This is a genomic window from Variovorax sp. efr-133-TYG-130, assembly GCF_030208835.1.
In the GTDB taxonomy this organism is placed as follows: domain Bacteria; phylum Pseudomonadota; class Gammaproteobacteria; order Burkholderiales; family Burkholderiaceae_C; genus Variovorax.
Genome location: NZ_JARVTD010000003.1, coordinates 209,792 through 233,132, shown reverse-complemented (window position 1 = coordinate 233,132; position 23,341 = coordinate 209,792). Strand labels below are relative to the sequence as shown.

The following is a 23,341-nucleotide window of genomic DNA, read 5'->3' as shown; positions in this document are numbered from 1 at the left end:
GGCCGTGGTTTTCGCATCGCTCGAATTCCTCTCGATCTTTCTGCCGGCGTTCCTGCTGCTGTATGCGCTGACGCCGGCGCGCGCGAAGAACATCGTGCTGCTGCTGGCGAGCTGGCTGTTCTACGGGTGGTGGAGCCCGCTGTTCCTGCTGCTGTTCATTGCGCTCACCGCGCTGGCATGGGCGGGCGGGCTGCTGGTCGAGCGCGCGGGGCCGGGGCGGCACGGCATGCTGGTGGCGTTCATCGTGCTGAACCTCGGCGTGCTGGCCTGGTTCAAGTACGCCAACATCGTGGTCGAGACTTTCAACGCGGCCCTGGCGCATGCTGGCGCCATGCCGGTGGAATGGCAACGCATCGCGCTGCCCATCGGGCTGTCGTTCACCGTGCTGCAGGCGATCTCCTATCTGGTCGACGTGCATCGCGGCAAGTTTCCGGCGGAGCGCCGGCCCATCGACTTCGCGACCTACCTGGCGATGTTCGGCCACCTCGTCGCGGGGCCGATCATCCGATACGACTGGGTGCGCCAGCGCCTGGCGCACCGCGCCGTGCATGCGTCGGCATTCGCCACGGGCGCGCGCCGCTTCATGATCGGCATGACGATGAAGGTGCTGGTGGCGGACACGCTCTCGCCGGTGGTGGAGCATGTGTTTTCGGCCGCGCACCCCAGCCTGGCCGATGCCTGGCTCGGCTGCCTGGCCTACACGCTGCAGCTGTTCTTCGACTTCGCGGGCTACAGCGCGATGGCCATCGGCATCGGCGCGATGCTGGGCTTTCGCTTTCCCGAGAACTTCGACCGGCCCTACCTCGCGCGCAACCTGGCGGAGTTCTGGCGGCGCTGGCATATCTCGCTGTCGTCCTGGCTGCGCGACTACCTCTACGTGCCGCTCGGCGGCAGCCGCAAGGGCACCCGGCGCACGGTGCTGAACCTGATGCTGACGATGGCCATCGGCGGGCTCTGGCACGGCGCGGACAGCTGGAACTTCCTGTACTGGGGCCTGGCACAGGGCATTGGCCTGAGCGTGGTGCACCTGTGCCGCGCGCGCGGGCTGGGCCTGCCCGCGCCGCTCGCGCACGCCGCGACCATGCTGTTCGTGATGCTGGGCTGGACGCTGTTCCGCGCGCCCGACTTCGCGGTCGCCTGCGACATGCTGGCCGGCCAGTTCGGCGCGCATGGCGTGGCACTGGGGGCGGCGCTTTCCAACATGCTGCGGCCGCCGGTGATGCTGGCCTACCTGCTGGGCATCGCCTGGGTGCTCGCGCCGGCCCTTGTCGGCGCGCGGCGGCACGCGGGCAATGGCGGCGCGGTGCTCGCGACGCTGGCGCCAATCGCCGGTTTCCTGCTTTCGCTCGCGCTGGTGTCGAGCCGCGGCACGGTGCCTTTCCTCTACTTCCAGTTCTGACCGGCATGGCAACAGCGCGCACCAACCGGCGACTGCGTGGACTGCTCCGCTGGATGACGGCGGGCGTGCTGGTCGCGTCGCTGGGTGCAGCGTTCGTCGCGAGCTTGCCGAACATGCCCGGCGCGCTGGCTCATGCCGACGCTTCGCTGCTGGACGATGCCGCAGCCCGGCGAGCGCTGACGAAGACGCTGGTCACGACGCCGCTGACCGAAACGCTCGCGCGCTACCAGCGCGAGGCAAGCTGGCTGCTGCTGGGCGACCTCGGCGCGGAGGTGCATCGGGGCGAAGGCGACTGGCTCTTCCTCGACGAGGAACTGCGCGTTCACACCGGCCGCGCTGCGAATGCGCGTGACCGTGCCGCCACCGTCACGGACATCGCTCGCGCGCTGGCTGCACGGCGCATGGCGCTGCTGGTGGTGGTGGTGCCCGACAAGAGCCGGATCGAAAGCCAACACCTGGGCCGGCTGCGGCGCCCGCCCGAACTCGAAGGCCGTGTGCGCGAATGGACGGCCATGCTCGATGCCGCGAACGTGCCCGTGCTCGACCTGGCACCGGTGCTCGCAGGTACAACGCCCGCGCCCTTCCTCAAAACCGACACGCACTGGACCGAGCACGGCAGCCAACTGGGCGCGCAAGCCGTGGCCGAGCGCCTTCGGCGCATGCAGGTGCTCGACGCCACGCCGGTGCCTTCCGTGGTCGCATCGCGCAAGACCGTCACCGAATGGGGCGACCTGGTGCGCCTGGCGGGCATCGACGGCCTGCCGTCGTCGCTGAAGCCCGCGCCCGACACCGGCTGGCAGTCGACCGTCGAGACGCGCAACGAGAGCACCGACCTGTTCGGCAACACCGCACTGCCGTCCATCGTGCTGATCGGCAGTTCGTTCTCGCGGCGCGCCAACTTCCTGCCCTTCCTTCAGCTCGCCGGCCAGTCGCTGGTCGCCGATTTCGCGATGGACGGGGGCGATTTTTCCGGCGCCGCGCGGCGCTACTTTCCGGGACCGGCGTTCGCGGACAACCCGCCGCGCGCCATCGTCTGGGAAGTGCCCGAACGGGCGCTCGAATCGCCCATCACGGAGGCCGAGCGGCAGTGGATGCGCCAGCCCTTCGCGGGCCGCGGACGCTAGCGCATGTAGCCCAGGTCGCGCACGTCGGAGCGCACCGCCGCGCGGTCGACGCCCTGCATCGGCAGGCTCACCAGCAGCTCGAGCCGGCGGCGCAGCGAGAACAGCATCTGCACCGCCGCATGAGCGACCTGCTCGGGGTCGGTCTCGGCGGCAACGTCCGGGTAGGACCACAGCGCCGCATCGGGCTGGCCGGGCCACGGGGGTTGCAGCGACTCGGTGGCCGCGTCCAGGGTGATGACGAAATCCGCGCCGGAGGGGTGGGTCCGCACCAGCTCGTCCCAGCTGCGCGGCTGCCTCTGCGGAACGGGAATGCTGGCGCTGTGGAGCGCGCCGATGGCCGCGGGATGAAACTCGCGCCCGACATGCCCGGGCTGACCGCAGGAAGAGACCGAGAACCGCTTGGGGTCCAGGTGAGAGAGGCATGCTTCCGCCAGGATGCTGCGCAGTGAATTTCGCCGAGAGACGAAGACCACGCCGATTCTTTTTTGCATGACCCTTGACTATAGCGAGGCGCCGCCTGCGCGGCCACGGGGCATGCCGGTCCGATTCAAAATCCTCGCGAGTTCTCCGCCCGCCGCGCACACCCGCCCCCGAACGGTGCAGACTTGGGGGCATGGACAAGCATTTCCTGAATCCGCTCTTCGCCCCGGCCTCCATCGTGGCCTTCGTCGGCCACGCCGACGACCCCGGCGGGCAGACGCCGGCCGGCCGCACGCTGCGCGAAGCCTTCCGCGCCGACCGCTTCGACGGCACGCTGCGCTTCCTGGACGTGCGTACCAAGGGCACGCTCGAAGAACTGGCCCAGACCCATGCCGACCTGGCGCTGATCGCCCTCGCCCCGCGCGACGTGGCGGCCGCGCTGGAGATCGCGGGCCGCATCGGCTGCACGGCGGCGGTTGTCATCTCCAGCGGCATCAGCGCCGAGCAGGCGGCCCAGTGGCGCAAGATCGCAAAGCGCGAAGGCGTGCACCTGCTCGGGCCCAACTCGCTGGGCTTCCAGCGCCCGCCGCTGCACCTGAACGCCAGCGTGGCCGGCCCCCTCGCCAGCACCGGGCCGCTGGCGCTGGTGTCGCAGTCGGGCGCGCTCACCGCGTCGATGCTCGACTGGGCGCGGCAGAACGGCGTGGGCTTTTCCAGCGTGGTGTCGCTGGGCCCGCACACCTCGGTCGACATTCCGCAGGTGCTCGACTTCCTGGCCAACGACCGGGCCACCCACAGCATCATCGTGTACCTCGAAGGCATCGCCGACGCGCGCCGCTTCATGAGCGCGCTGCGCTCGGCCTCGCATGCCAAGCCGGTGGTGGTGCTCAAGGCCGGCCGCAAGCCGGCAGGCAACGAAGCCGCGCAGACGCACAGCGCCGCCATCGTGGGCAGCGACGACGTGTTCGACGCCGCGCTGCGCCGCGCGGGCGCGGTGCGGGTGCGCTCCTTCGTCGAGCTGTTCTCGGCGGCCAAGTGCCTGGCCTCGCGCTACCGGCCGGTGGGCAAGCGGCTGGCGGTGGTCACCAACGGCGGCGGCCCCGGCGTGCTGGCGGCCGACTGGATCAACGAGATCGGGCTCGACCTGGGCAAACTTTCCGCGCCCGTGCAGAAGTTGATGCTGCCGTCGCTGCCGCCGCTCGCTTCATTGACCGACCTCATCGATCTTTCGGAAGACGCGCAGCCCGCGCACTACCGCGCAGCCATCGACGCGGCCTCGGCCGACAGCCAGGTCGACGGGGTGCTGGCCATCTTCTCGCCCAAGGCCGGCGCCGACGCCGCGGCCACCGCCAAGGCGCTGGCCGACATTCCGCGCCCCATGAACAAGCCGCTGCTGGCCTGCTGGATGGGCGACTCGTCGGTGGGCAAGGCGCGCGCGGTGCTGGCCGAAGCCACCATCCCCAGCTTTCGCACGCCGGAGGCGGCCGTGGGCGCCTTCGGCAACATCGCGGCCTTCTACCAGAACCAGCAGTTGCTGCAGCAGACGCCGCCGCCGCTGTCGGCGCTGGCCAAGCCCGACATCGAAGGCGCGCGCCTGCTGATCGAAAGCGTGCTGGCCGAGCGGCGCCGCGTGCTGACGGAGATGGAGTCGAAGTCGCTGCTGTCGTCGTTCCACATTCCCATCACCCGCACCTTGCTCGCGCGCAGTGCCAACGAGGCCATGATGATCGCCACGCAACTGGGCTTCCCGGTGGCGCTGAAGATCGACTCGCCCGACATCCCGCACAAGTCCGACGTCGAGGGCGTGGCGCTCAACGTGATGAACGGCACCAGCGCGCGCGACACCTACGTCGAGATGATGGAACGCGTGGCGCGCCTGGCGCCCGAGGCGCGCATCAACGGCGTGACCGTGCAGAAGATGGTGCGCGCGCGGCGCGGGCGAGAAATCTATGTGGGCCTGGTGACCGACCAGCCGTTCGGCCCCGTCATCGTGTTCGGCGCGGGCGGCACCATGATCGAGCTGCTGAACGACCGCGCCATGGAGCTGCCGCCGCTCAACCAGTTCCTGGCGCGCCGGCTCATCGAACGCTCGCGCGTGGCCGAGACCCTGGGCGAATGGCGCGGCGCCAGCGCGGTGGACATGGAGGCGCTGGAGCACCTGCTGCTGCGCGTGTCGGAAATGGTGTGCGAGCTGCCCGAGCTGCGCGAGATGGACATCAACCCCATCATCGTTGACGAGTCGGGCGCCATCTCGGTCGATGCGCGCATCGTGGTCGACAGCAGCACGCAGGCGGTGTCGGGCCAGCTGGGCAATGCGGCCAACGGCTACCACCACCTGGCCATCATGCCGTACCCCGCGCGCTACCGGCGCGAATGGCCGCTGCCGGGTGGCGGCATCTACATCGTGCGGCCGGTGCACCCCAACGACGCGCAGATGCTGCAGGCGCTGGTGCAGGGCCTGTCGCCCGAGAGCCGCTGGTTCCGCTTCGTCTCGCGCTTCCACGAGCTGCCGCCGTCGATGCTGTCGCGCTTCACGCTGATCGACTACGACCGCGAGATGGCGCTGGTGGCGGTGGTGATGGAGCGCAGCGTGTCGCCCGAAGGCACGGTGCTCGAAAGCGAGCGCATCGTGGGCGTGTCGCGCTACATCACCAACCCCGACCAGACCAGCTGCGAGTTCTCGCTGGTGGTGGCCGACGAGTTCAGCGGCAAGGGCATCGGCTCGCGGCTGATGGAAAGCATCATCGACGTGGCGCGCGACAAGGGCCTTTCGGAAATCGACGGGCTCGTGCTCGCCAACAACCCCGACATGCTCAAGCTGGTGCGCAGGCTGGGGTTCACGGTGAAGTCCTTCCCGGAGGATCCGGACTTCAAGCTCGTGACCTACATGCTGTAGCGCGGCAGGCAGTCCGCTCAGGCCTTGGGCATGCCGTCGCTGCCGCTGCCGCACAGCACGACGGCGATTTTCTCGTCGTCGCGGCGCTCGAAGCAGCGCTGGCTCACGGCCGCCAGCGCGGTGGCCGCGCCCAGCTCGATGGCCAGGCCCGCGTGCTGCCAGGCGGAACGGGCCGCGTCCTCGATGACTTCTTCATCGACCAGCACGATCTCGTCGACGTACTTCTCGATCAGCTCGAAGTTCAAGGGCTCGGTCGAACGCGCCGCGAGGATCGGCACGCGCGTCTTCACGTTCTCCAGCTTCACGATGCGGCCTTCCTTGCGGCAGGTGTGGAGCGTGGGGCAGCCCGCCGCTTCCACGCCGATGACGCGGATCGACGGCTTGAGCAGCTTGGCCGCCTGCGCAATGCCCGCGAGCAGGCCGCCGCCGCCGATGGACACCACCAGTGTCTCGACCTCGGGCCATTCATCGATGATTTCCAGCGCGGTCGTGCCCTGCCCGATCACCACGTCGCGGTCGGCATACGGATGCAGCAACGCGCCGCCGTGCTCGGCCACGTTGGCGCCGGCGGCGTCCCAGCTCTGGTCCCAGAAGTCGCCGTGCACGGTGAGCCTGGCGCCGTGGCTTTCGATGCGCGCCCGCGTGATCGGCGTGCTGGTGTTCATCACGAACACGTTGGCCGGCAGGCCCAGCGTCTTGCCGACGTAGGCCACGGCCGCGCCGAAGTTGCCGCCCGACGCGGTGGCCAGCCCCTGCCTGCGCACGTCGTCCGACAGATTGAGCACGCGGTTGAAAGCGCCGCGCGCCTTGAAGGAGCCGGTGACCTGGTTGCACTCGGCCTTGAAGCGCACCTGCGCCGCGCCGCCGGGCACCCAGGGGTGTGCATCGACCAGCGGCGTGTGGCGGATGTAGGGCTGCACGCGGGCATGGGCCGCGCGGTAGTCGTCCAGCGTGATCGGGGTGGTGTTCTCGCTCATGCGGCAGCGCCTTCCTCGTCTTCGACCAGCACGCACAGGTTGTTGCCCTGCTTCACGATGCCGAAGGTGCGCTGCGAATACACCGTGCCGCCCTTGGCGAAGCGCACTTCGCGCGGCGCCAGCGAGGGCTCGGTCAGCAGGTGCAGGTAGCCGGCCAGCTCGCCGGCGGCCACCGTGTCGCCGAGCTGGTGCAGCGGCTCGAAGTAGCCGTCGCCTGGCGACAGCAGGTTGCCGCCGTCCGGCACGATGTGCACGCGGCGGCTCGCCGGCGGCGTGGCCGGCAGCTCGGCGGGCACCACGCCCAGCCGTGCCAGCACGCGCGACAGGCACTCGCGCGTGCGCTTCACGCCCTTGGGCGAGACGCTGCCGTTCTCGCCCATCTCAGCCGCGATCGCCGCCAGGCCCAGGTGAGCCGCTGCGCCGCAGCTGGTGCGCGGATCGCCCATGTTGTCGGTGATCACGGTGAACCTGGCGCCGAACCAGCGCGCCATGTCCTCGGCGCGCTCGCGCACTTCGGGCGCCAGCGTGGGCGTGACCACAACTTGCGCGCTCTCCTCGATGAACAGCGAGCTGCCGCCCGCGTGCAGGTCGACATACGCGTCGCACCTGGGGAACAGCACGTCGTGGATGAACGCGGCGATCTGCTCGGTCGGCGTGCCGAAGGGGTTGCCCGGGAACACGCGCGCCAGGTTCTTGCCGTCGAGCGGGCTCACGCGCGAGGCCGCGCGCAATGCCGGCGCGTTGGCCGCGGGCATCAGGATCAGGCGGCCCTTGACCTGCGCGGCGTCGAGCGTGCGGATCAGCTCGTTGATGACGATCGGGCCTTCGTACTCGTCGCCGTGGATGGCGCCGGTGACCAGCACGGTTGGCCCGTCGCCATTGCCGATGACGGCCAGCGGCAGCGCGACCGCGCCCCAGGCATCCTCATGCCCCGAGTAGGGCAGCCACGCATGGCCGACCTGCTTGCCGGGCCTGGCCCAATCGATGTCCGTGAAAACGGTGGAAGGACGCGGCTGGCTCACTTCACTTCTTTCTGCTCGTCCTTGAACCACTTCAGGCGCAGCGCCGCGAGGCTGCCGTCGGCGGCCTTGGCGTCGATGATCTTGTTCATCTCGGCCAGCAGCGCGGTTTCGCTGGGCTGCACGGCCATGTAGGCGGGGCTGATGCGGATCAGCGACTTCATCTCGATGCCCTTGGCGGGGTTTTCATCGGCCACCTTCTGGGCGATGAAGTTGTTCTCGGCGAACAGCGGCGCCTGGCCCGACAGGAAGGCCGAGATGGTCGAGGCGGTGTCTTCCAGGCGGATCAGCTTGGCGCCGGGCGCCAGCTCGCTCAGCGACAGGTCGGGCGTCGAGCCCTTGGGCACTGCCACGGTCTGGCCCGCGAGCTCGCTCAGCTTGGCGAACTTGGGAATGCCCTTGCCGCCGTACACGCCCAGGTACACCGCCGCATAGGGCTTGGAGAAGGCGACCTGCTTGGCGCGCTCGGGCGAGCTGCCCAGCGCCGCGATCACCACGTCGACCTTGTTCGACAGCAGGTAGGGAATGCGGTTGGCGCCGGTCACCTGCTGCAGCTCGAGCTTCACGCCCATGGCCTTGGCCACGTTCTCGGCCAGTTCCACGTCCAGGCCCGTGGGCTTGCCGGCCGCGTCGGTGAAGCCCCAGGGGGCGGCGTCGATGGTGGTGGCGATGCGGATCGTGCCCTTGGCCTTTATGTCCGCGAGCTTGTCGGCATGCGCGAGCAAGGGAGCGGCGCAGACCAGCGCGGCGGCGAACAGGGTTTTCATTTTGAACATGGAAGCTCCTTGGGGAAGACGAAAGAGATCAGACGACGGATTGGACAAACTGCTGGAATTCGGGGGTCTGCGGGCTGCCGAACATGCGCTCCGGCGTGCCGCGCTCCCAGATGCGGCCCTGGTTCATGAAGAGCACCTCGGAGGCCACGCGGCGCGCGAAGGCCATCTCGTGCGTGACGACCATCATGGTCATGCCGTCGCGCGCCAGGTCTTCCATCACGCGCAGCACCTCGCCTACCAGTTCGGGGTCCAGCGCGGAAGTGGCTTCGTCGAACAGCATCAGCTGCGGCGACATGGCCAGCGCCCGCGCGATGGCCACGCGCTGCTGCTGGCCGCCCGACAACTGCGAGGGCATGGCGTCGAGCTTGTGGCCCAGGCCCACGCGCTCCAGCATGCGCCTGGCCAGGTCGCGCGCCTCGCCCTTGGCGATCTTCCTGGTCAGCACCGGCGCCAGCGTCACGTTGGCCGCGGCCGACAGGTGCGGAAAGAGGTTGAAGCTCTGGAACACCATGCCCACGCGGCGGCGCAGCAGGGCCAGGTCGGTGCCGGGCGACTGCACATCCACGCCGTCGACCACGATGCGCCCCGCGCTGATGGTCTCCAGCCCGTTCACGCAGCGCAGCAGCGTGCTCTTGCCCGAGCCGCTGCGGCCCACGAGCGCCACGATGTCGCCCTTGGCCACTTCGGTGGACACGCCCCGCAGCACATGGTTGTCGCCGAAGTGCTTTTCGACCGATTCAATGAGCACGAGCGGCATTCATGCGTCCTTCCAGAGAGAGTGCCAGCCGGGCCAGCGGGTAGCAGATGGCGAAGTAGCACAGGGCCACGCCGCAGAAGACAGGCAGGTGCGCCAGCGTGGAGCCGGCGACGATCTGGCCCGATCGCGTGAGCTCGACCAGCCCGACGAGCGCGGCCAGCGAGGTGTTCTTGATGAGCTGCACCAGGTAGCTCACCGTGGGCCCCAGCGCCACGCGAAAGGCCTGCGGCCACACCACGTGCCGCATGACCTGCCAGCGGCGCAGGCCCACGCAGGAGGCGGCCTCCCACTGGCCCTTGGGCACCGATTCGATGGCGCCGCGCCAGATGTCGCCGAGGAACGCACCGGCCGACAGCGAGAACGCGGCCGCAGCTGCCATGAAGGCGTTGATCTCGATGCCCAGCAGCATCGGCACGCCGAAGTACAGCAGGAACAGCACGCCCAGCAGCGGCGTACCCTGCACAAGCTCCGTGTAGATGCGCGCCAGCACGCGCAGCCACGGCATCCGCGAAGTGCGCGCCACGGCCACGCCGAGCGCAATCACCGCGCCGACGGCGAACGCGGTGACGGCCAGCGCGGCGGTCCAGCGGATCGCGCCCAGGATGAGCCAGAGGTCGGCAATGGAAAGTCCGCGCATCTCAGCCCTCCTTGCCGAACAGGCGGCGCTGCACGAAGCCGAGGATCACGCGCAGCGCCTGCACCGCCACGAAATACATCGCGCAGATCACGAGGTAGACCTCGAAGCTGCGGAAGGTGCGCGAGTCGATGAAGCTGCCGGCGTGGAAGATGTCTTCCACCCCGATCTGCGAGATGAGGCTGGTGCCGATGAGCGTGAGCACCATCTGGCTCGCGAGCGAGGGAAACACGTTGCGCAGCGCCGGCACGAAGAGCACGTGCACCAGCACCTGCCGCGGCCGCAGCCCGAGCGCGGCGCCGGCTTCCGACAGGCCGCGCGGCACCGACATCAGCCCCGAGCGGAACACCTCGACCATGTAGGCGCCGCAGTACAGCGCCAGCGAAATCACGCCCGCCACGGGCGCCTCCAGCCGTATGCCCAGGTTGGGCAGGCCGAAGTAGATGAGAAAGAGCTGCACCAGCGCCGGCGTGTTGCGGAAGAACTCCACATACACCCGCGTCATGCCGCGCAGCGGCTTGCCGCCGTACACCAGCGCCAGCGAGCCCGCCACGCCGATCGCCATGCCCAGCACGATGCTCGACGCGGCATAGCCCAGCGTGTGCAGCAGCCCTTCCACCAGTTGCCCGGTGTAGGGGGCGAGCGCGTCGAACTGGAACTGGTAGGCCATGGCTCAGTCCACTTCCAGGATGGCCTCGACCTCGACGGTCTGGTGGCCCGGCAGCGAACCCGCGCCGATGGCCGAGCGCGCGCCGCGCCCCACTTCGTCGCCGAACACATCGACGAACAGGTCGGAGCAGCCGTTGATGACCTTCGGATGATGCGCGAAGCCCGGCGAGGCATTCACGAAAGCCAGCAGCTTCACCACGCTGCGCACGCGCCCGAGGTCGCCCAGCGCGGCCTTGGCCACCGCCAGGAGGTTCAGCCCGGTGAGCCGCGCATGGGCGTAGGCAGCCTCGATGCTCACTTCCTCGCCGACACGGCCCACGTGCAGATGCCCGTTCGCCTCCAGCGGACCCTGGCCCGAGAGATACAGCAAGGGGCCGGTGCGGCGCCAGGCCACGAAGTTGGCGACGGGTGCCGGTGGCGGCGGCAGCACCAGGCCGAGCGCGGCGAGCCGCTCTTCGGGGCGGGGACTGGGGCCGCGGGCCGTGGCCGTCTGCGCCGTGTTGGAATCCAGGGTCATTGAGAACACTTCACCGCAGCGCCGCACGGGGGCAGCGCAGGGTCAACCTTTCGACGAAAATCAACAGCTTCGGACGGATTGGTCAACCAATCCGGAACCAGACAACGCAGCCTTGTATGACTGCGTAATGAATTCATTCTAAGATTCTTAATTGTGATTGGTCAACCATTTTGGCGAACTCTGAAACCATGGATGCAAAGCCTGTCTCGCAACCCCTGATCGAGGTCACCGACCTGTCGGGCCGGATCGCCGCGCAGGACAAGGCCACCGCCTCGAAGGTCTACCGCGCCATCCTCCAGTCGATCCGCGACGGCGTGCTCAAGCCCGGCGACAAGCTGCCCAACGAGCGCGACCTGTCGGAGCAGTTCAAGACCTCGCGCAGCACGGTGCGACATGCGCTGGCCATGATGAGCGCGCAGGGCCTGCTGGAGCGCAAGGTGGGAAGCGGCACCTTCCTGGCGGAATCGCTGATGCAGCTGCTCAGCGAGTCCGACCTGCCCGTGGCGGCCCACCACCGCGACGTGCCGACCTACACCGAGATCCTCGAAGGCCGGCTGCTGTTCGAGCCGGCCATGATGGCGCTGTCGGCCCAGCGCGCCGACGCCGATGACTTCGCGCTCATGCGCCACCACCTGGCCGTGGTGCGCGACGCCGACCAGTGGATCGCCTTCAAGGAAGGCATCTACGGCGTGCACCAGGCAATCTTCCGCGCCACGCGCAACCGCTTCCTGATGCAGGTGTTCGACGCGGTGGTGGCCGACCGACGCGCGGTGCAGTACGACGGGCGCTCCAACCTCAACGGTCCGGTGGGTGCCATCGTGCGCGAGCAGACGCTGCGCGAGCTCACCGCCATCGTCGACGCGCTCGAGGCACGCGACGCCAAGGGCGCGACCGCGCTGGCCGACGCGTACTTCACGCGCATCCTCGCGTCGCTCAGCGTCTACGGCTAGGCGCCGCGTGCCGATGATCCGCGCGATCCTGCGTTTCTCCGGCCGCCTGCTGCTGTCGCTGGCCGTGGTGCTGACGGCGCTGTGGGCCTGCCTTGCGCTCTGGTACCAGCTGCCGGGGCCGGTATTCGCGAAGGCCGGCGCCGGCGTGCTGTGGGCCGGCTTCGCCCTTGTCGCCATCGCGCTGCTGTGGCGCGGCAGGGCCGGGCGCGCCCTGCTCTCCTACGCCGTGGGCTTCGCGATGCTGCTCGCATGGTGGGGCACCATCCTGCCCTCGCAGGACCGTGTGTGGGCCGACGACGTGTCGCGCCAGCTGCACGCGCGCGTGGACGGCAGCATCGTCACCATGGAGAACGTGCGCAACTTCGAATGGCGCAGCGACACCGACTACACGCAGCGCTGGGAAACGCGCCGCTACGACCTCGACCGCCTGCGCACGGTCGATGTGTCGCTCTCCTACTGGACCGGCCCGGCCATCGCGCACACGCTGGTGTCGTTCGGCTTCGACGACGGCCGGTTCCTCACCTTCTCCATAGAGATCCGCAAGGAGCGCGGCGAGAGCTTCTCGTCGGTCGGCGGCTTCTTCAAGCAGTTCGAGACCAGCCTGGTGGCGGCCGACGAGCACGACATCCTGCGCGTGCGCACCAACGTGCGCGGCGAAGACGTCCACATGTACCGCGTGCGCCTGCCGCAGCCCGAGATGCGCTCGCTGTTCCTCGCGTACCTGGGCGAGGCCGACGCGCTGGTGCGCGCGCCCAGCTTCTACAACACGCTCACTGCCAACTGCACCACCATCGTCTACGCGCTGGCCAGGCGCATCGTGCCCGGCCTGCCCATGGACTACCGCCTGCTCGCATCGGGCTACCTGCCCGACTACCTGTACGACGTGGGCGGCCTCACGCCGGGCTACGACATGCAGGCGCTGCGCGCCGCCGGGCGCATCACCGACCGCGCCATCGGCACCGACAAGACGCCCGGCGCCGATTTCTCGCAAGCCATCCGGCAAGGCTTGCCGGGCGCAGCGCCGAAAGCGGCGCCATGATGATGCGCGCGCGCTTTCATCTGCTCGCGGCCCTGCTGTGCGCAACGATGCTGGCGGCCGGCTGCGCGGGCGTGAAGGTCGGCTCCATCTCGCCGGCCGAATACCTCGCACAGCGGCGCGGCGACATCCTCACCACGGGCAAGCTCAGCACCTCCGCGCAGGAAGTGCTGCGCGTGATCGGCTCCGACGCCGACCTGTGCCGCCGCGACGGCCAGGCCTGCCGCCAGGCCCTGGCCGATTCGTCGGGCATCACCGACGAGCAGCGGCTTTCGGCCTTGTCGGAGGTCTGGCTGCAGGTGGCGCTGTCGTCGGACAAGGGCGGCACGACCGATGGGCCGTCGGCCGACAAGGCCATCGACGCATGGCTCGAAACCGCCCGCCATGCCTATGCCTACCTGTTCTTCACCGCCCGCAACCCGCGCGACCGGGCCTTCGAGGACCGGCAGACGCAGGTGCGCGACTACTACAACTATGCGGTGCAGCAGGCCATCACCGGGCTGTACAGCAGCTACCAGAAGAACGGCCGGCGCGGCCGCGACGACACCCGGCCGCCCACTGTTCCTCAGGTGGGCGACTGGCACATCGACAGCGATGTGTCGGCGCTGCAGCTGCCGCCCGGGGCCGCGTTGCCGCAAGAGCTGATTCCCGCAGCTTCGCTCACCTTCTCCGGCCTGCGCAACATCTACCGGCGCGACGGCTTCGGCGCCGAGCTTGTCGCCGTGACCGACGAGCCCGCTTACGGCGCCAACGCGCCGCCCTACCGCGAGACGCCCTTCCCCGCGCTCACCGCGCTGCTCAAGTTCGACGGCGCCGACCTGCGGCAGGTGCTGGCCACGCGCAATCTGCGCATTGTGGTGTTCGACCCCTACCGGACATCGACGGTGCAACTCGGCGGGCAGGACATCCCGCTGGCCGCCAACTTCACCTCCGGCTACGGCCTGTGGCTCGCGCGCTCCGACTTCGCGCTGCAGGCGCTGCGCAGCCTCTTCGGCAGCGCCGACGGACTCACGAGGCCGCGCATCTACCTGATGCAGCCCTACGACCCGAACCGCCGCACGATCATCATGCTGCACGGCCTGGCCAGCAGCCCCGAGGCATGGATCAACGTGGCCAACGAGGTACTCGGCGACGAGACGCTGCGCCGCAGCTACCAGGTCTGGCAGGTGTACTACCCGACCAACGCGCCGCTGCCTCTCAACAACCTCGCCATCCGCGAAGCCGTGGAGCAGACCATTGCGCACTTCGACCCCACGGGCAAGGCCCGCGCGTCCAACGACATCACGCTGATCGGCCACAGCATGGGCGGCGTGCTGTCGCGGCTGATGGTGTCATCGTCGGAAGACAAGCTGTGGGAGGCCCTGCTCGCGAGCTACCCGATGCAGGGCGCGCAGCAGCAGCGCATCGAGCAGCGGCTCGCGCCGTACCTGCGCTTCGAGCCCTTGCCGCAGGTCAGCGACGCCATCTTCATCGCGTCGCCGCACCGCGGCACCGACTTTGCCAACAACCGCATCTCGCGCTGGGTGGCCAACCTCATCACGCTGCCGGTCACCATGCTGGGGCAGCTGAGCGACATCTCGCGCGAGCTGATCCGCATCGCACCGGGCAAGCAGGACCAGGGGCCGCTGCGCATTCCGAACAGCATCGACAACCTCAGCGACCGCGATCCCTTCGTGCGGCTGTCGTCGGGCCTGCCGATGAACCCGCGCGTGCGCTATCACTCGATCATCGGCAACGACACGGCGGGCGTGCCGCTCGCCGCGTCGAGCGACGGGATCGTGCCGTACGAGAGCGCGCATCTCGAAGGCGCGGCGTCGGAGCTGGTGATCTCGTCGCAGCACAGCGTGCAGGAGAACCCGCTGGCCATCCTGGAGATCCGGCGGATCCTCAAGGAGCAATTGCGCACGGAGCCCGCACCCGGACGCTGAAATCGCGTGCCGTTCGCCGATTGCGCGCGGATGTGATGAAGAACACATCCGCGCCCCGAAACAGGCTGCGCGCGGCGGCCTTAATTCATACGATCGGTTTCGCTTTGATTGGTGCGTGAACCGGCTCCCGGGTCACTGCCTGCATCGAAGCGCTTTTGCTTCAAGATGCCGCCCTCTCCTTCCTTCGAAACCGTTGTCGCACACAGGCCGCCGCCACCGGAACTCCATCTGGTGACCGAGCCCGACGAAGCCGATGCGCGCACCGCCAGCGCAGCGGCGGTCGCGAGTGCGTTGTGCCATCTGTTCACGAAAGCCAGCGAGCCGGAACTCGCGTCCTTGCTGCGTTCCATCGAACAGGGCGATGCATCGGCGGCGGCGCGGCTGGCGCACGAGATCCTCAGGCCCATCGCGTTCCCCTCGCAGGCACCACCGGCGACCGTGGATGCCGACGTCGAGGCCATGCAGCACTTTCAACCCGCGGAAGCCAACGCGCTGCTGTCCTCGCGCGAGCTCAAGGTGCTGTGGCTCATCTCGCGCGGCTGGAGCAACCGCGAGATCGCCGAAGCCACGCATCGTTCCATCAACACCATCGAGGCGCAGCTCAAGAGCATGTATCGCAAGCTCGGCGTGAAGTCGCGCACGCAGGCGATCCGCGAGGCGATGAAGCACGGCCTGCTGATCTGGCGCTCGAACAGCGGCGATCCGTCGGCGATGGCGATGAACGACGCAGGCCCGGTCGGCCTGCGGGCCTGAACGCCGCGCTAAGATGCGGGCCGCGGTTGCAAGCCGCGCCCGGGCCCGCGGGAAGGGTTGAACCCACTTGCCTCCATGTGTTGCTGATTCATTCATCAGCCTTTTGTGCAGCCGGAATTGCGGGTCCTCGGCGCCTGATGCACGGAGGTTTTCATGAAGCGCATTCCCGCACGGCCCGACCTGGGCCACCTGAAGAAGCAAGCCAAGGAGCTGCTTGCTCTGTACCGGGCCGACGACCCCGGCGCCGCCACCCGATTCCGCGACGCACTGCCGGCCGCTGCCGGCAAGAGCGATGCCGCGATCGCCTCGCTCGGCCTGCGGCTGCATGACGCGCAGTCGTGCATTGCGCGCGAATACGGCTTTGCCTCCTGGGCCGACCTGCAGGGCTTCGTGCTCGCGCGCAGGGCACAGGCGGACGATCCCGCGAAGACGGTGCTGCATTGGCTGCGCTGCGTGTATGCGGGCGACATCGCCGGCGGCGCGGACCGCGCGAGGCCCTCAGTCGCCGTTCGCCTGCTGGAAGAAAGCCCAACTCTCCTGGGCGACGACCCCTACCTCGCTTGCGCTATCGGCGATGAAGCCGTTGTGCGCCGCGCGACGGCGCAAGACCCGGACTGGATTCATCGGCCGGGCGGGCCGCTCAAGCTGCCGCCGCTCGTCGCGGTCGCGCATTCCAGCCTGCTGACACTGCCGGCTTATCGCGACGGCCTGCTGGCCTGCGCCCGGCACCTCCTTGAAGCCGGCGCCGATGCCAACCAGTCGGTCGGCAACCGCTGGCCGCCGGCATCGCTCGAGGCACCGGACGAGAACGAGCGCCTTTCCGCGCTCTACGGCGCCGCCGGCCAGAACCGCGATGCCGAACTCACCCGGCTGCTGCTGCAGGCCGGCGCCGATCCGAACGACAACGAATCGCTCTACCACTCGCTGGAGAACGCGGCCTGCGTCGAGCTTCTGCTGAAGGCCGGGGCGCGCGTCACCGGCACGAACGCGCTGTATCGCGTGCTCGACCTCGATGCGCTCGAATCGCTGCGCCTGCTGCTCGCGCACGGCGGCGACGCCAACGAACCCGCTGGGAGTTCGCCCACGTCCGACTGGGGCACGCCGCTGCTGTGGGCCATCCGGCGCCGGCGCTCTCCCGCGCACATCGCGGCCTTGCTGGCCGCGGGCGCAAATCCTTCAGTCACCACGCCGGACGGCACCAGCGCCCGCACCGTCGCCCTGCGCTTCGGGCTGACGGAGGTTGCGCGGCTGCTGCAGCAGGCCGACGGCGGATCGGCGCTGCCCGAAACCGAAGCCTTCGTCGCGGCCTGCGCACGGGCCGACGGAGCGGCCGCGCGGCAGATGCTGGACAGCAACCCCAAGCTCATGGAAATGCTGTCGGAACCCCAGCTGCGGCTGCTGCCCGAGCTCACGGCCCAGGGAGGCTGCGACGATGCGGTGAAGCTCATGGTCGAACTCGGCTGGCCGGTCGCTGTACGCGCTGGCGACTGGGACGGCTCGGCGCTCAACCACGCCGTGTTTCGCGGCAACGCAGCCCTCGCCCGCTTCCTGCTCGAACACGGCGCCAGCTGGGAAGAACGGCACGGCTTCGACGACAACGCCTGCGGCACGCTGTCATGGGCGTCGGTCAATGAGCCGGTGGAAGGCGGCGACTGGGTCGGCTGCGCCGAAGCGCTGGTCGCGCACGGCCTGCCCGCGGCAAGGCCGGACCCTGCGGGCACCGACGGCGTGCTGATCGGTGCGCAGCGCTACCGGTTCTCGAAAGAGGTCACGGACTACCTGCTGGGCGCATCTGGTCAGCGATAGACGCTCTTGATCAGGGCTCGATCCGTCGGCACGTCGTCCCCGTGGGCAGCCCTGTTCAGTGCCAGGTGCTGCACCAGTGCTTCCGGCTGGCTGCCTTCCACGATCAGGCGGCCAAGCCACCGGCTGTGCAACGCAGCTTCCATCAACACCGATTGGCCACACTCGGTGATGCCGTTGCGCATGAGATCCAGCTTGCGCAATACGGGCGAAGCCCCGATCAGCCTGGCCGCGCAAGCTGCGCCCTCATCGCCCATCTGGTTGGCGGGTGCGCCGAGTGCTTTGGCCGAAGCCGCATGGCCAAGATTGAGGGAAAGCAGGCTCGAACCCCGGGCCGCCTCGAAGAGTGCCCTGGCCCCATGGCTCCCGATACCGTTGCTCGCGAGTTCGAGCGTTTGCAAAGTGCTGTTCTCACGCAGGGCTTGCGCCAGTTCGATCGCGCCCGCGTCGCCAAGGTGATTCGCGCTTGCGTACAGTTCTTCGATCTGCGGCGCCTCGCGCAACAGCCGCGCAAGGTCCGCTGCCACCGCAGGCCCAAGCCCGTTGCCACTCAAGTAGAGGCTTCGCAGGCCGCTGCCGCCCGCGCACAGTGCGTCGACCACCGCGCGCACGCCCGCGCCACGAAGATCGGTGTTGACCAGATCGAGCAATCGAAGATTTCGGTTGCCACGCAGCATGCGCGCGATGCTCTGCGCCCCTTCCGCCCCCAGCGGGTTGCGCTTGAGCCAGAGGCCTGTGACCTGCGGTGCCTGCGCCACCGCAACCGCCAGCTCGCCCGCGCCCTCGGGGCCGATGTTGTTGCAGCCCAGGTAAAGCACCTCGAGGTGCGCATTTGCGGCCGCCAACCTGGCGACCGCCCCCGCACCTGCATCGCCAATGGCGTCAGTACCCAGCATGAGGCTGCGCACCCGGGTGTTGTGCCGAAGCGCCGCGACCAGCTGCAGGCAGTTGTCCGTGCCCAGGCTCTGCTTGCACAGATCCAGCCGGCCGTCGTCCAGCATGGTTCCGCGCGGAAAGCGCCGGCTGCCCTGCACGGCACTGTCGGCACTCAGGTGATCGAGCAGGGGCGTCAGCTCCCGCACCTCGCATGGCGTGATCGCAACGCGATGAACTGGGCAATGCACCGGGCTCTCGTCCATCCGCAGATCACCAGGCATAGGGTTCGTAGTCCTTGAGGAAATGCCCGAGCAGCGGAGTGTCCGGCTCGTTGATACCGCGAGCGATAGGGTCGAACAGTCGGGCCATGCCGTCGACAACATCCAGCGGCGTATAGAAATGCCGCGCCTCGCGCGCGTGCATGGCCCGCGGGTAAGGCTTCTCGTCCGTCACCCAGCCGGTATCGACGGCGTTCATGTAGATGCCGTCGCGGGCCCACTCCTGGGCGCTGGTGCGCACCAGCATGTTCAGCCCAGCCTTGGCCATGTTGGTGTGCGGATGAAACTCCGTCTTGTCGATGCGGTTGAACTGCCCCTCCATCGCCGAGGCCTGCACCACGAAACGGCGGGGATATGGAGAACGCAGGAACGCCGGCCTGAGCCGGCTTGTCAGCAGGAAAGGGCTCACGGCGTTCACGAGCTGCACTTCCAGCAGTTCCAGCGTGGACACTTCGTGCAGCCGCTGAGACCAGGAATTTTCCGGCCGCTTGTCGAGCGCCTGACCGTAGCTGTCCAGCTCCTGCGGCGCGAAGTACTCGCCATAGCCCGGCAGCTGCCCCTGGTAGTTGCCCTTGGCCTCCAGCAGCCATGGCGTCGGCTCGGCAGCCATGAGCGCCGCATAGAACTCGCGAGGACGCTTGATGGTCTGGGCCGCGTTGTTGACGAGGATGTCGAGGTGCGGCAAACGCCGGCACAGCTCGTCGGCAAAAGCTTCCACCGACGGGATGTTGCGCAGGTCCAGGGCCTCCAGCGCAAGCCGGCTGCGCCACGCGTCGGCATCGGGCATCGCGAGGAATCGCTGAAGTGCATCCTTCGGGAAGCGGGTGGTGACGACGACGTCGGCGCCATCGCGGAGCAGGCGCAATGCGGTCTGAAAACCGATCTTCACCCGCCCGCCCGTCACCAACGCAACGCGCCCTCGCAGATCTGCACGTTGGGCTCGCTTGGCCCAGTTCTTCTCCGAGCAGCCGGGGCACAGCAAGTGATAGAAGTGATGCAGTTCGCCGTAGGGCTGCTTGCAGACATAGCAGCGCTGCAGCCGCAACAGCGCTCCGCTCGCGTTGGAAGAAGCGGAAGAATCCGGCAGTGCGGTCGCTCCCTCCTGTGCGCGCACTAGGCCGGTCCGCAGGCGTGCATCCTGCAATTGCGCGGCGGCCGTCGCCTGAAGCGCCTGTCGCTTGACGCGCTTGGACTGTCTCTGGATCTTGGCAACCAGTGTCTTGAAGCGCGGATGGTCGTCCATGCTGGAGGGATCGTCCGAGACTGCTTGCAACACCCGCAAGGCAATCGCCAGCTCTTCGTCCGTGAAGCCCACGTCTGGCAGACCATCGATCAAAAATCACTCCCCGGATGCGCATCGACCGTATCCACGCCGAATCCGCGTGGGGAAAACGAGCTGGATTTGAACCAGCGCTCCCCTCCTGCAAGGAGGATGTGCTTCCGCTACACCACCGCTCTCCGGCAGCGATTCTAAGAACGAATCCGCGGTGCTCTCGGCCGCGTGCAGCAAAAAAAAAGCGGGCCTCGCGAGCCCGCCCAAAAGTCGCCCACCGGGTTGCAGGAAGCACAGCCCGGCTCCGACTCACCTCGAACTCATTTCCACTCTTCCTCTCCCTCTTCCCTTCCTTCAAAACGAGCGCCAGCCGAGTTCGGGCGCGATGCGCCGCGACAGGTCGCTCAATATCTGTTCGTACTCGTCGCCCGAAAAGTTGTAGGGCAGCTCCACCCGCAATTCGTGCACGTGCGGCAGCACCGGGTCTTTGCGCAGGCGCTCCAGGATCTCGTCGGCGGTACCCACGAGGTCGGTAGCGAACAGCGTGCGGCGCTCGCCCTGCGGTTCCAGCGTGCGCTCCACGCGGCCGGCCGCGAACGCGCGGTAGCGCTTGCGCGTGGCGGCATCGGCGCCGTCCAGGGGAACGATCACGCGGCCCAGCGCGATGCGGCCCCGGCGGGTGTCCGTCTCGCTCTGGCGGTAGCGCTCGACCAGGCCCAGCTGGGCATTCAGGAAGTCGCTAGTGGTCTCGCCCGAGAGCACATTGCCCAGCAGCAGGTTGAAGCCGTTGCGCCCCGCCCACTCCACCGAGCGCAGGGAGCCGCCGCCGTACCAGAGCCGGTCGACCAGGCCCGGCGCATGTGGCTGCACCCGCGGGCGCACGCGACCGCCTGCCGATTCGACGAAGGTCTCCTCGTCGCCCAGCCATGCATCTTCCAGGTTGGCCTTGAGCCGCCCGACCCGCTTGTGCGTGAAGTCGACGATGTTCGGCGCCGCGTCGTAGAAGCGGTTGCCCAGCAACGCGCCATGCAGAGGCGCACCCGCGCTCAGGCCCACCTGCAGCCGGCCGCGCGAAAGCACGTCGACCGTGGCCAGGTCTTCCGCGAGCCGGAACGGGTTTTCGTAGCCCATCTGGATCACCGCCGCGCCCAGCTCGATGCGGCGGGTGCGCTGCGTCGCCGCGGCCAGGAAAGTCGCGGCCGAAGACACGCCGCGCTCCAGGTGCCGCTGCCGTACCCAGGCACCGTCGAAGCCCAGCTTCTCGCCGAACTCGAACAGCTTCAGCGCGGCCTCGAAGCCGGCGTATGCATCGCCCTCGGCAAAGTTGCCGGGCGTCAGGAAGCCAAGGTGCCGGATGCTCACGGTGCGAACTTCGGCAGGCCGGGCGGGTTGGTCTCGGACTTGGGCAGGGCCTCTTCCGCGAGGCTCCAGCGCGCGAGCGCCTTCTCGTACAAGCCGTTGCGGATCAGCCCGTTGGCGGCCGTGGTCAGCGCCACGGCCAGGCCGCTGCCCTTGCGCGTGGCAATGGCCACGTCGGACTTCAGCGGCCAGCCCGCGTTCACCGTGCCGACCAGCCGGATCTGCCCGTTCTTCGCGGCCTCGTAGGCCTGCGGCGCGTTCGGGTTGAAATTGGCGTCGACCCGCCTGGTGACCACCGCCAGCGTGCGCGATACATCGTCGTCGTAGTACTGCAGCTCGGCGGCTTTCAGGCCGGCCGCGAGGTTGCGCTTGTTCCACTCCAGCAGGATGCGTTCCTGGTTGGTGCCCGCGCCGGTCGTGATCTTCAGGCCCGCGATGTCCTTCGGTTCCCTGATCGACTTGATCGGGCTGTCGGCCTTCACGTAGAACCCGTGCAGGCCCAGCCGGTAGGTGGAGAAGTCGAACTTCTCCTTGCGCTGCTCTGTCACGCCCACGTTGGAGATCACCGCGTCGTACTTGCCCGAACTCAGGCCCAGAGGCCAGTCGGCCCAGGCGATGGGCTGCAGGTCGAGCTTCAGGCCCAGCGCGTCGGCGATGAGCAAGGCGAAGTCGGGGTCGAAGCCGACCACGGTCTTTGCGTCGCTCGCGTAGGTCGAGATGGGCGGCGCGAACGGCGCAATGGCAACGGTCAGCACGCCCTCCTTCACGAACTTGTAGTTCGGTGGAATGGCGCGAATGGCCTCGGCGTCCCTGGCGGCACGCGGACGGGCGCTCTGCTCCGCGCTGAAGTCGAACTTTTCGGCGGCGTAGGCCATGCCAGTTGCCAGCGCGAATGCGCCTACCGCAACGAGACCGCGGGCGATGTTCTTGAAATTCATAGTCATCAGTTCTTCGGCAGTCCGGGCGGGTTGGTGCGCGAGGCCTGAATGGCCTCGGATTCCAGGCTCCAGCGCGTGAGCGCCTTGGCGTAGTTGCCGTTCTTGATCTGCGCGTTGAGCGCCACGGTGATCGCCTCGGCAATGCCGGAGCCCTTGCGCGAGGTGACGGCGATTTCGGCGTTCAGCGGCCAGCCGCCGGAGAACACGCCAGCCAGCCGCGTCTTGCCGTCGCGCGCCTCGTAGGCCGCAATGGCGTTCGGCCCAACGTAGGCATCCGCCCGGCCGGATTGCAGCGCCAGGCGCTGCACCACATCGTCGTCGTAGTACTGGATGTCGACCGGCTTCAGCCCGGCCGCCAGGTTCTGCTTGTTCCAGCGCAACAGGATCTGCTCCTGGTTGGTGCTGGCGGCCACGATCACCTTCAGCCCCGCGATGTCCTTCGGCTCCTTGATGGCGCCCAGCTTGCTGTCGGACTTCACGTACACGCCGATCTGGTCGTTGCGGTAGGTCGAGAAGTCGAACTTCTCCTTGCGCTCCTCGGTCACGGTCACGTTCGACACCACCACATCGAACTTGCCCGACTGCAGTCCCAGCGGCCAGTCGGCCCAGGCGGTGGACACCAGCTCCAGCTTGCGCCCGAGGCTGTCGGCCACCAGCTGCGCGATGTCGGGCGCGTTACCCACCGGGGTCTTGGTGTCGGTCGCATAGGCCGCGAACGGCAGGCGGCCCGTGGTCGTGCCGACGACGAGCACGCCCTCCTTCAGGAACTTGAAGTCCCTGGCCAGCGCGACGACCTGCTCGATCTTTTGCGCGCGCGGCCGGCCTGCCTGCTCCGGGCTCAGGTCGGGCGCCGGTTGCGCGGAGACGGCCAGCGGCACCAGCAGCGCAGCGAGCAGAGCGGACAGGATGTTTCGTCGGTGGGTCATGAAGTGCGATGCAGTGAGAAAGGAAACAAAGAA

21 protein-coding genes and 1 tRNA gene are annotated in these 23,341 nt (G+C 68.4%); 8 read left to right on the top strand and 14 right to left on the bottom strand.

Annotated features, from left to right (window positions below; translation table 11 throughout):
- The first annotated feature begins 4 nt into the window (after positions 1-4).
- Complete coding sequence (locus QRN67_RS03220) at positions 5-1,399, top strand: MBOAT family O-acyltransferase (RefSeq protein WP_285410424.1); 1,395 nt, start codon at positions 5-7, stop codon at positions 1,397-1,399.
- Between the two features lie 5 nt (positions 1,400-1,404).
- Positions 1,405-2,523 carry an alginate O-acetyltransferase AlgX-related protein gene (locus tag QRN67_RS03215; protein WP_285410423.1) on the top strand — a complete coding sequence of 373 codons (1,119 nt, stop codon included), beginning with the start codon at positions 1,405-1,407 and terminating at the stop codon, positions 2,521-2,523.
- Here the strand turns inward: QRN67_RS03215 and QRN67_RS03210 are convergent.
- Entirely contained in the window at positions 2,520-3,014 is a 495-nt protein-coding gene (locus QRN67_RS03210; RefSeq protein WP_081271570.1) for an arsenate reductase/protein-tyrosine-phosphatase family protein, read from the bottom strand. The two genes, QRN67_RS03215 and QRN67_RS03210, sit on opposite strands and share 4 nt — an antisense overlap.
- A gap of 122 nt (positions 3,015-3,136) precedes the next feature.
- Here QRN67_RS03210 and QRN67_RS03205 point away from each other — a divergent pair, with 122 nt between their 5' ends.
- Entirely contained in the window at positions 3,137-5,839 is a 2,703-nt protein-coding gene (locus QRN67_RS03205) for a bifunctional acetate--CoA ligase family protein/GNAT family N-acetyltransferase (protein WP_285410422.1), read from the top strand.
- 17 nt (positions 5,840-5,856) lie between these two features.
- On the opposite strand, the gene QRN67_RS03200 is transcribed toward QRN67_RS03205, so the two are convergent.
- Genes QRN67_RS03200 through QRN67_RS03170 form a run of 7 tightly spaced genes read right to left on the bottom strand, consistent with a single transcriptional unit; the run spans position 5,857 to position 11,188 of the window.
- Entirely contained in the window at positions 5,857-6,816 is a 960-nt protein-coding gene (locus tag QRN67_RS03200; protein ID WP_285410420.1) for a threonine ammonia-lyase, read from the bottom strand.
- Positions 6,813-7,838 carry a succinylglutamate desuccinylase/aspartoacylase family protein gene (locus QRN67_RS03195; RefSeq protein ID WP_285410419.1) on the bottom strand — a complete coding sequence of 342 codons (1,026 nt, stop codon included), beginning with the start codon at positions 7,836-7,838 and terminating at the stop codon, positions 6,813-6,815. Before QRN67_RS03195 ends, QRN67_RS03200 begins: the two co-directional genes overlap by 4 nt.
- A complete protein-coding gene (locus QRN67_RS03190) occupies positions 7,835-8,611 on the bottom strand; it encodes a transporter substrate-binding domain-containing protein (protein WP_205367046.1) in 777 nt (258 codons plus the stop codon). Before QRN67_RS03190 ends, QRN67_RS03195 begins: the two co-directional genes overlap by 4 nt.
- A 28-nt stretch (positions 8,612-8,639) precedes the next feature.
- Entirely contained in the window at positions 8,640-9,368 is a 729-nt protein-coding gene (locus QRN67_RS03185) for an amino acid ABC transporter ATP-binding protein (RefSeq protein ID WP_285410417.1), read from the bottom strand.
- Positions 9,349-10,005, bottom strand: coding sequence for an amino acid ABC transporter permease (locus QRN67_RS03180; protein ID WP_285410416.1), 657 nt, complete (start codon positions 10,003-10,005; stop codon positions 9,349-9,351). Before QRN67_RS03180 ends, QRN67_RS03185 begins: the two co-directional genes overlap by 20 nt.
- Before the next feature lies 1 nt (position 10,006).
- On the bottom strand, positions 10,007-10,672 hold the full coding sequence (locus tag QRN67_RS03175) for an amino acid ABC transporter permease (protein WP_285410415.1): 666 nt from the start codon (positions 10,670-10,672) through the stop codon (positions 10,007-10,009).
- Positions 10,673-10,675: 3 nt separating this feature from the next.
- Complete coding sequence (locus QRN67_RS03170; protein WP_285410413.1) at positions 10,676-11,188, bottom strand: RidA family protein; 513 nt, start codon at positions 11,186-11,188, stop codon at positions 10,676-10,678.
- 188 nt (positions 11,189-11,376) lie between these two features.
- On the opposite strand from QRN67_RS03170, the gene QRN67_RS03165 reads away from it, so the two are divergent.
- From QRN67_RS03165 to QRN67_RS03145, 5 genes are all read left to right on the top strand, one after another.
- A complete protein-coding gene (locus QRN67_RS03165) occupies positions 11,377-12,138 on the top strand; it encodes a FadR/GntR family transcriptional regulator (RefSeq protein ID WP_081271579.1) in 762 nt (253 codons plus the stop codon).
- 13 nt (positions 12,139-12,151) lie between these two features.
- The gene (locus QRN67_RS03160) at positions 12,152-13,177 is read left to right on the top strand and encodes an Lnb N-terminal periplasmic domain-containing protein (RefSeq protein WP_285410411.1); all 1,026 of its coding nucleotides are present in this window, start codon (positions 12,152-12,154) and stop codon (positions 13,175-13,177) included.
- Positions 13,177-15,102, top strand: a complete 1,926-nt coding sequence (locus QRN67_RS03155) for an esterase/lipase family protein (RefSeq protein WP_285411142.1) — start codon at positions 13,177-13,179, stop codon at positions 15,100-15,102. Before QRN67_RS03160 ends, QRN67_RS03155 begins: the two co-directional genes overlap by 1 nt.
- A 231-nt stretch (positions 15,103-15,333) precedes the next feature.
- Entirely contained in the window at positions 15,334-15,855 is a 522-nt protein-coding gene (locus QRN67_RS03150; RefSeq protein WP_285410409.1) for a response regulator transcription factor, read from the top strand.
- Positions 15,856-16,008: 153 nt separating this feature from the next.
- Entirely contained in the window at positions 16,009-17,661 is a 1,653-nt protein-coding gene (locus QRN67_RS03145) for an ankyrin repeat domain-containing protein (RefSeq protein WP_285410408.1), read from the top strand.
- Here the strand turns inward: QRN67_RS03145 and QRN67_RS03140 are convergent.
- The 6 genes from QRN67_RS03140 to QRN67_RS03115 all read right to left on the bottom strand — a co-directional run bounded on the left by QRN67_RS03140 (position 17,652) and on the right by QRN67_RS03115 (position 23,308).
- Positions 17,652-18,815 carry a leucine-rich repeat domain-containing protein gene (locus QRN67_RS03140; protein WP_285410406.1) on the bottom strand — a complete coding sequence of 388 codons (1,164 nt, stop codon included), beginning with the start codon at positions 18,813-18,815 and terminating at the stop codon, positions 17,652-17,654. The genes QRN67_RS03145 and QRN67_RS03140 overlap by 10 nt on opposite strands.
- On the bottom strand, positions 18,805-20,148 hold the full coding sequence (locus QRN67_RS03135) for an SDR family NAD(P)-dependent oxidoreductase (RefSeq protein ID WP_285410405.1): 1,344 nt from the start codon (positions 20,146-20,148) through the stop codon (positions 18,805-18,807). Before QRN67_RS03135 ends, QRN67_RS03140 begins: the two co-directional genes overlap by 11 nt.
- A gap of 47 nt (positions 20,149-20,195) precedes the next feature.
- Positions 20,196-20,271, bottom strand: a tRNA-Ala gene (locus QRN67_RS03130).
- 168 nt (positions 20,272-20,439) lie between these two features.
- A complete protein-coding gene (locus tag QRN67_RS03125; protein ID WP_285410404.1) occupies positions 20,440-21,447 on the bottom strand; it encodes an LLM class flavin-dependent oxidoreductase in 1,008 nt (335 codons plus the stop codon).
- Complete coding sequence (locus QRN67_RS03120; protein ID WP_503010863.1) at positions 21,444-22,388, bottom strand: ABC transporter substrate-binding protein; 945 nt, start codon at positions 22,386-22,388, stop codon at positions 21,444-21,446. Before QRN67_RS03120 ends, QRN67_RS03125 begins: the two co-directional genes overlap by 4 nt.
- Positions 22,388-23,308, bottom strand: a complete 921-nt coding sequence (locus QRN67_RS03115) for an ABC transporter substrate-binding protein (protein ID WP_285410402.1) — start codon at positions 23,306-23,308, stop codon at positions 22,388-22,390. Before QRN67_RS03115 ends, QRN67_RS03120 begins: the two co-directional genes overlap by 1 nt.
- Between the last annotated feature and the right edge of the window lie 33 nt (positions 23,309-23,341).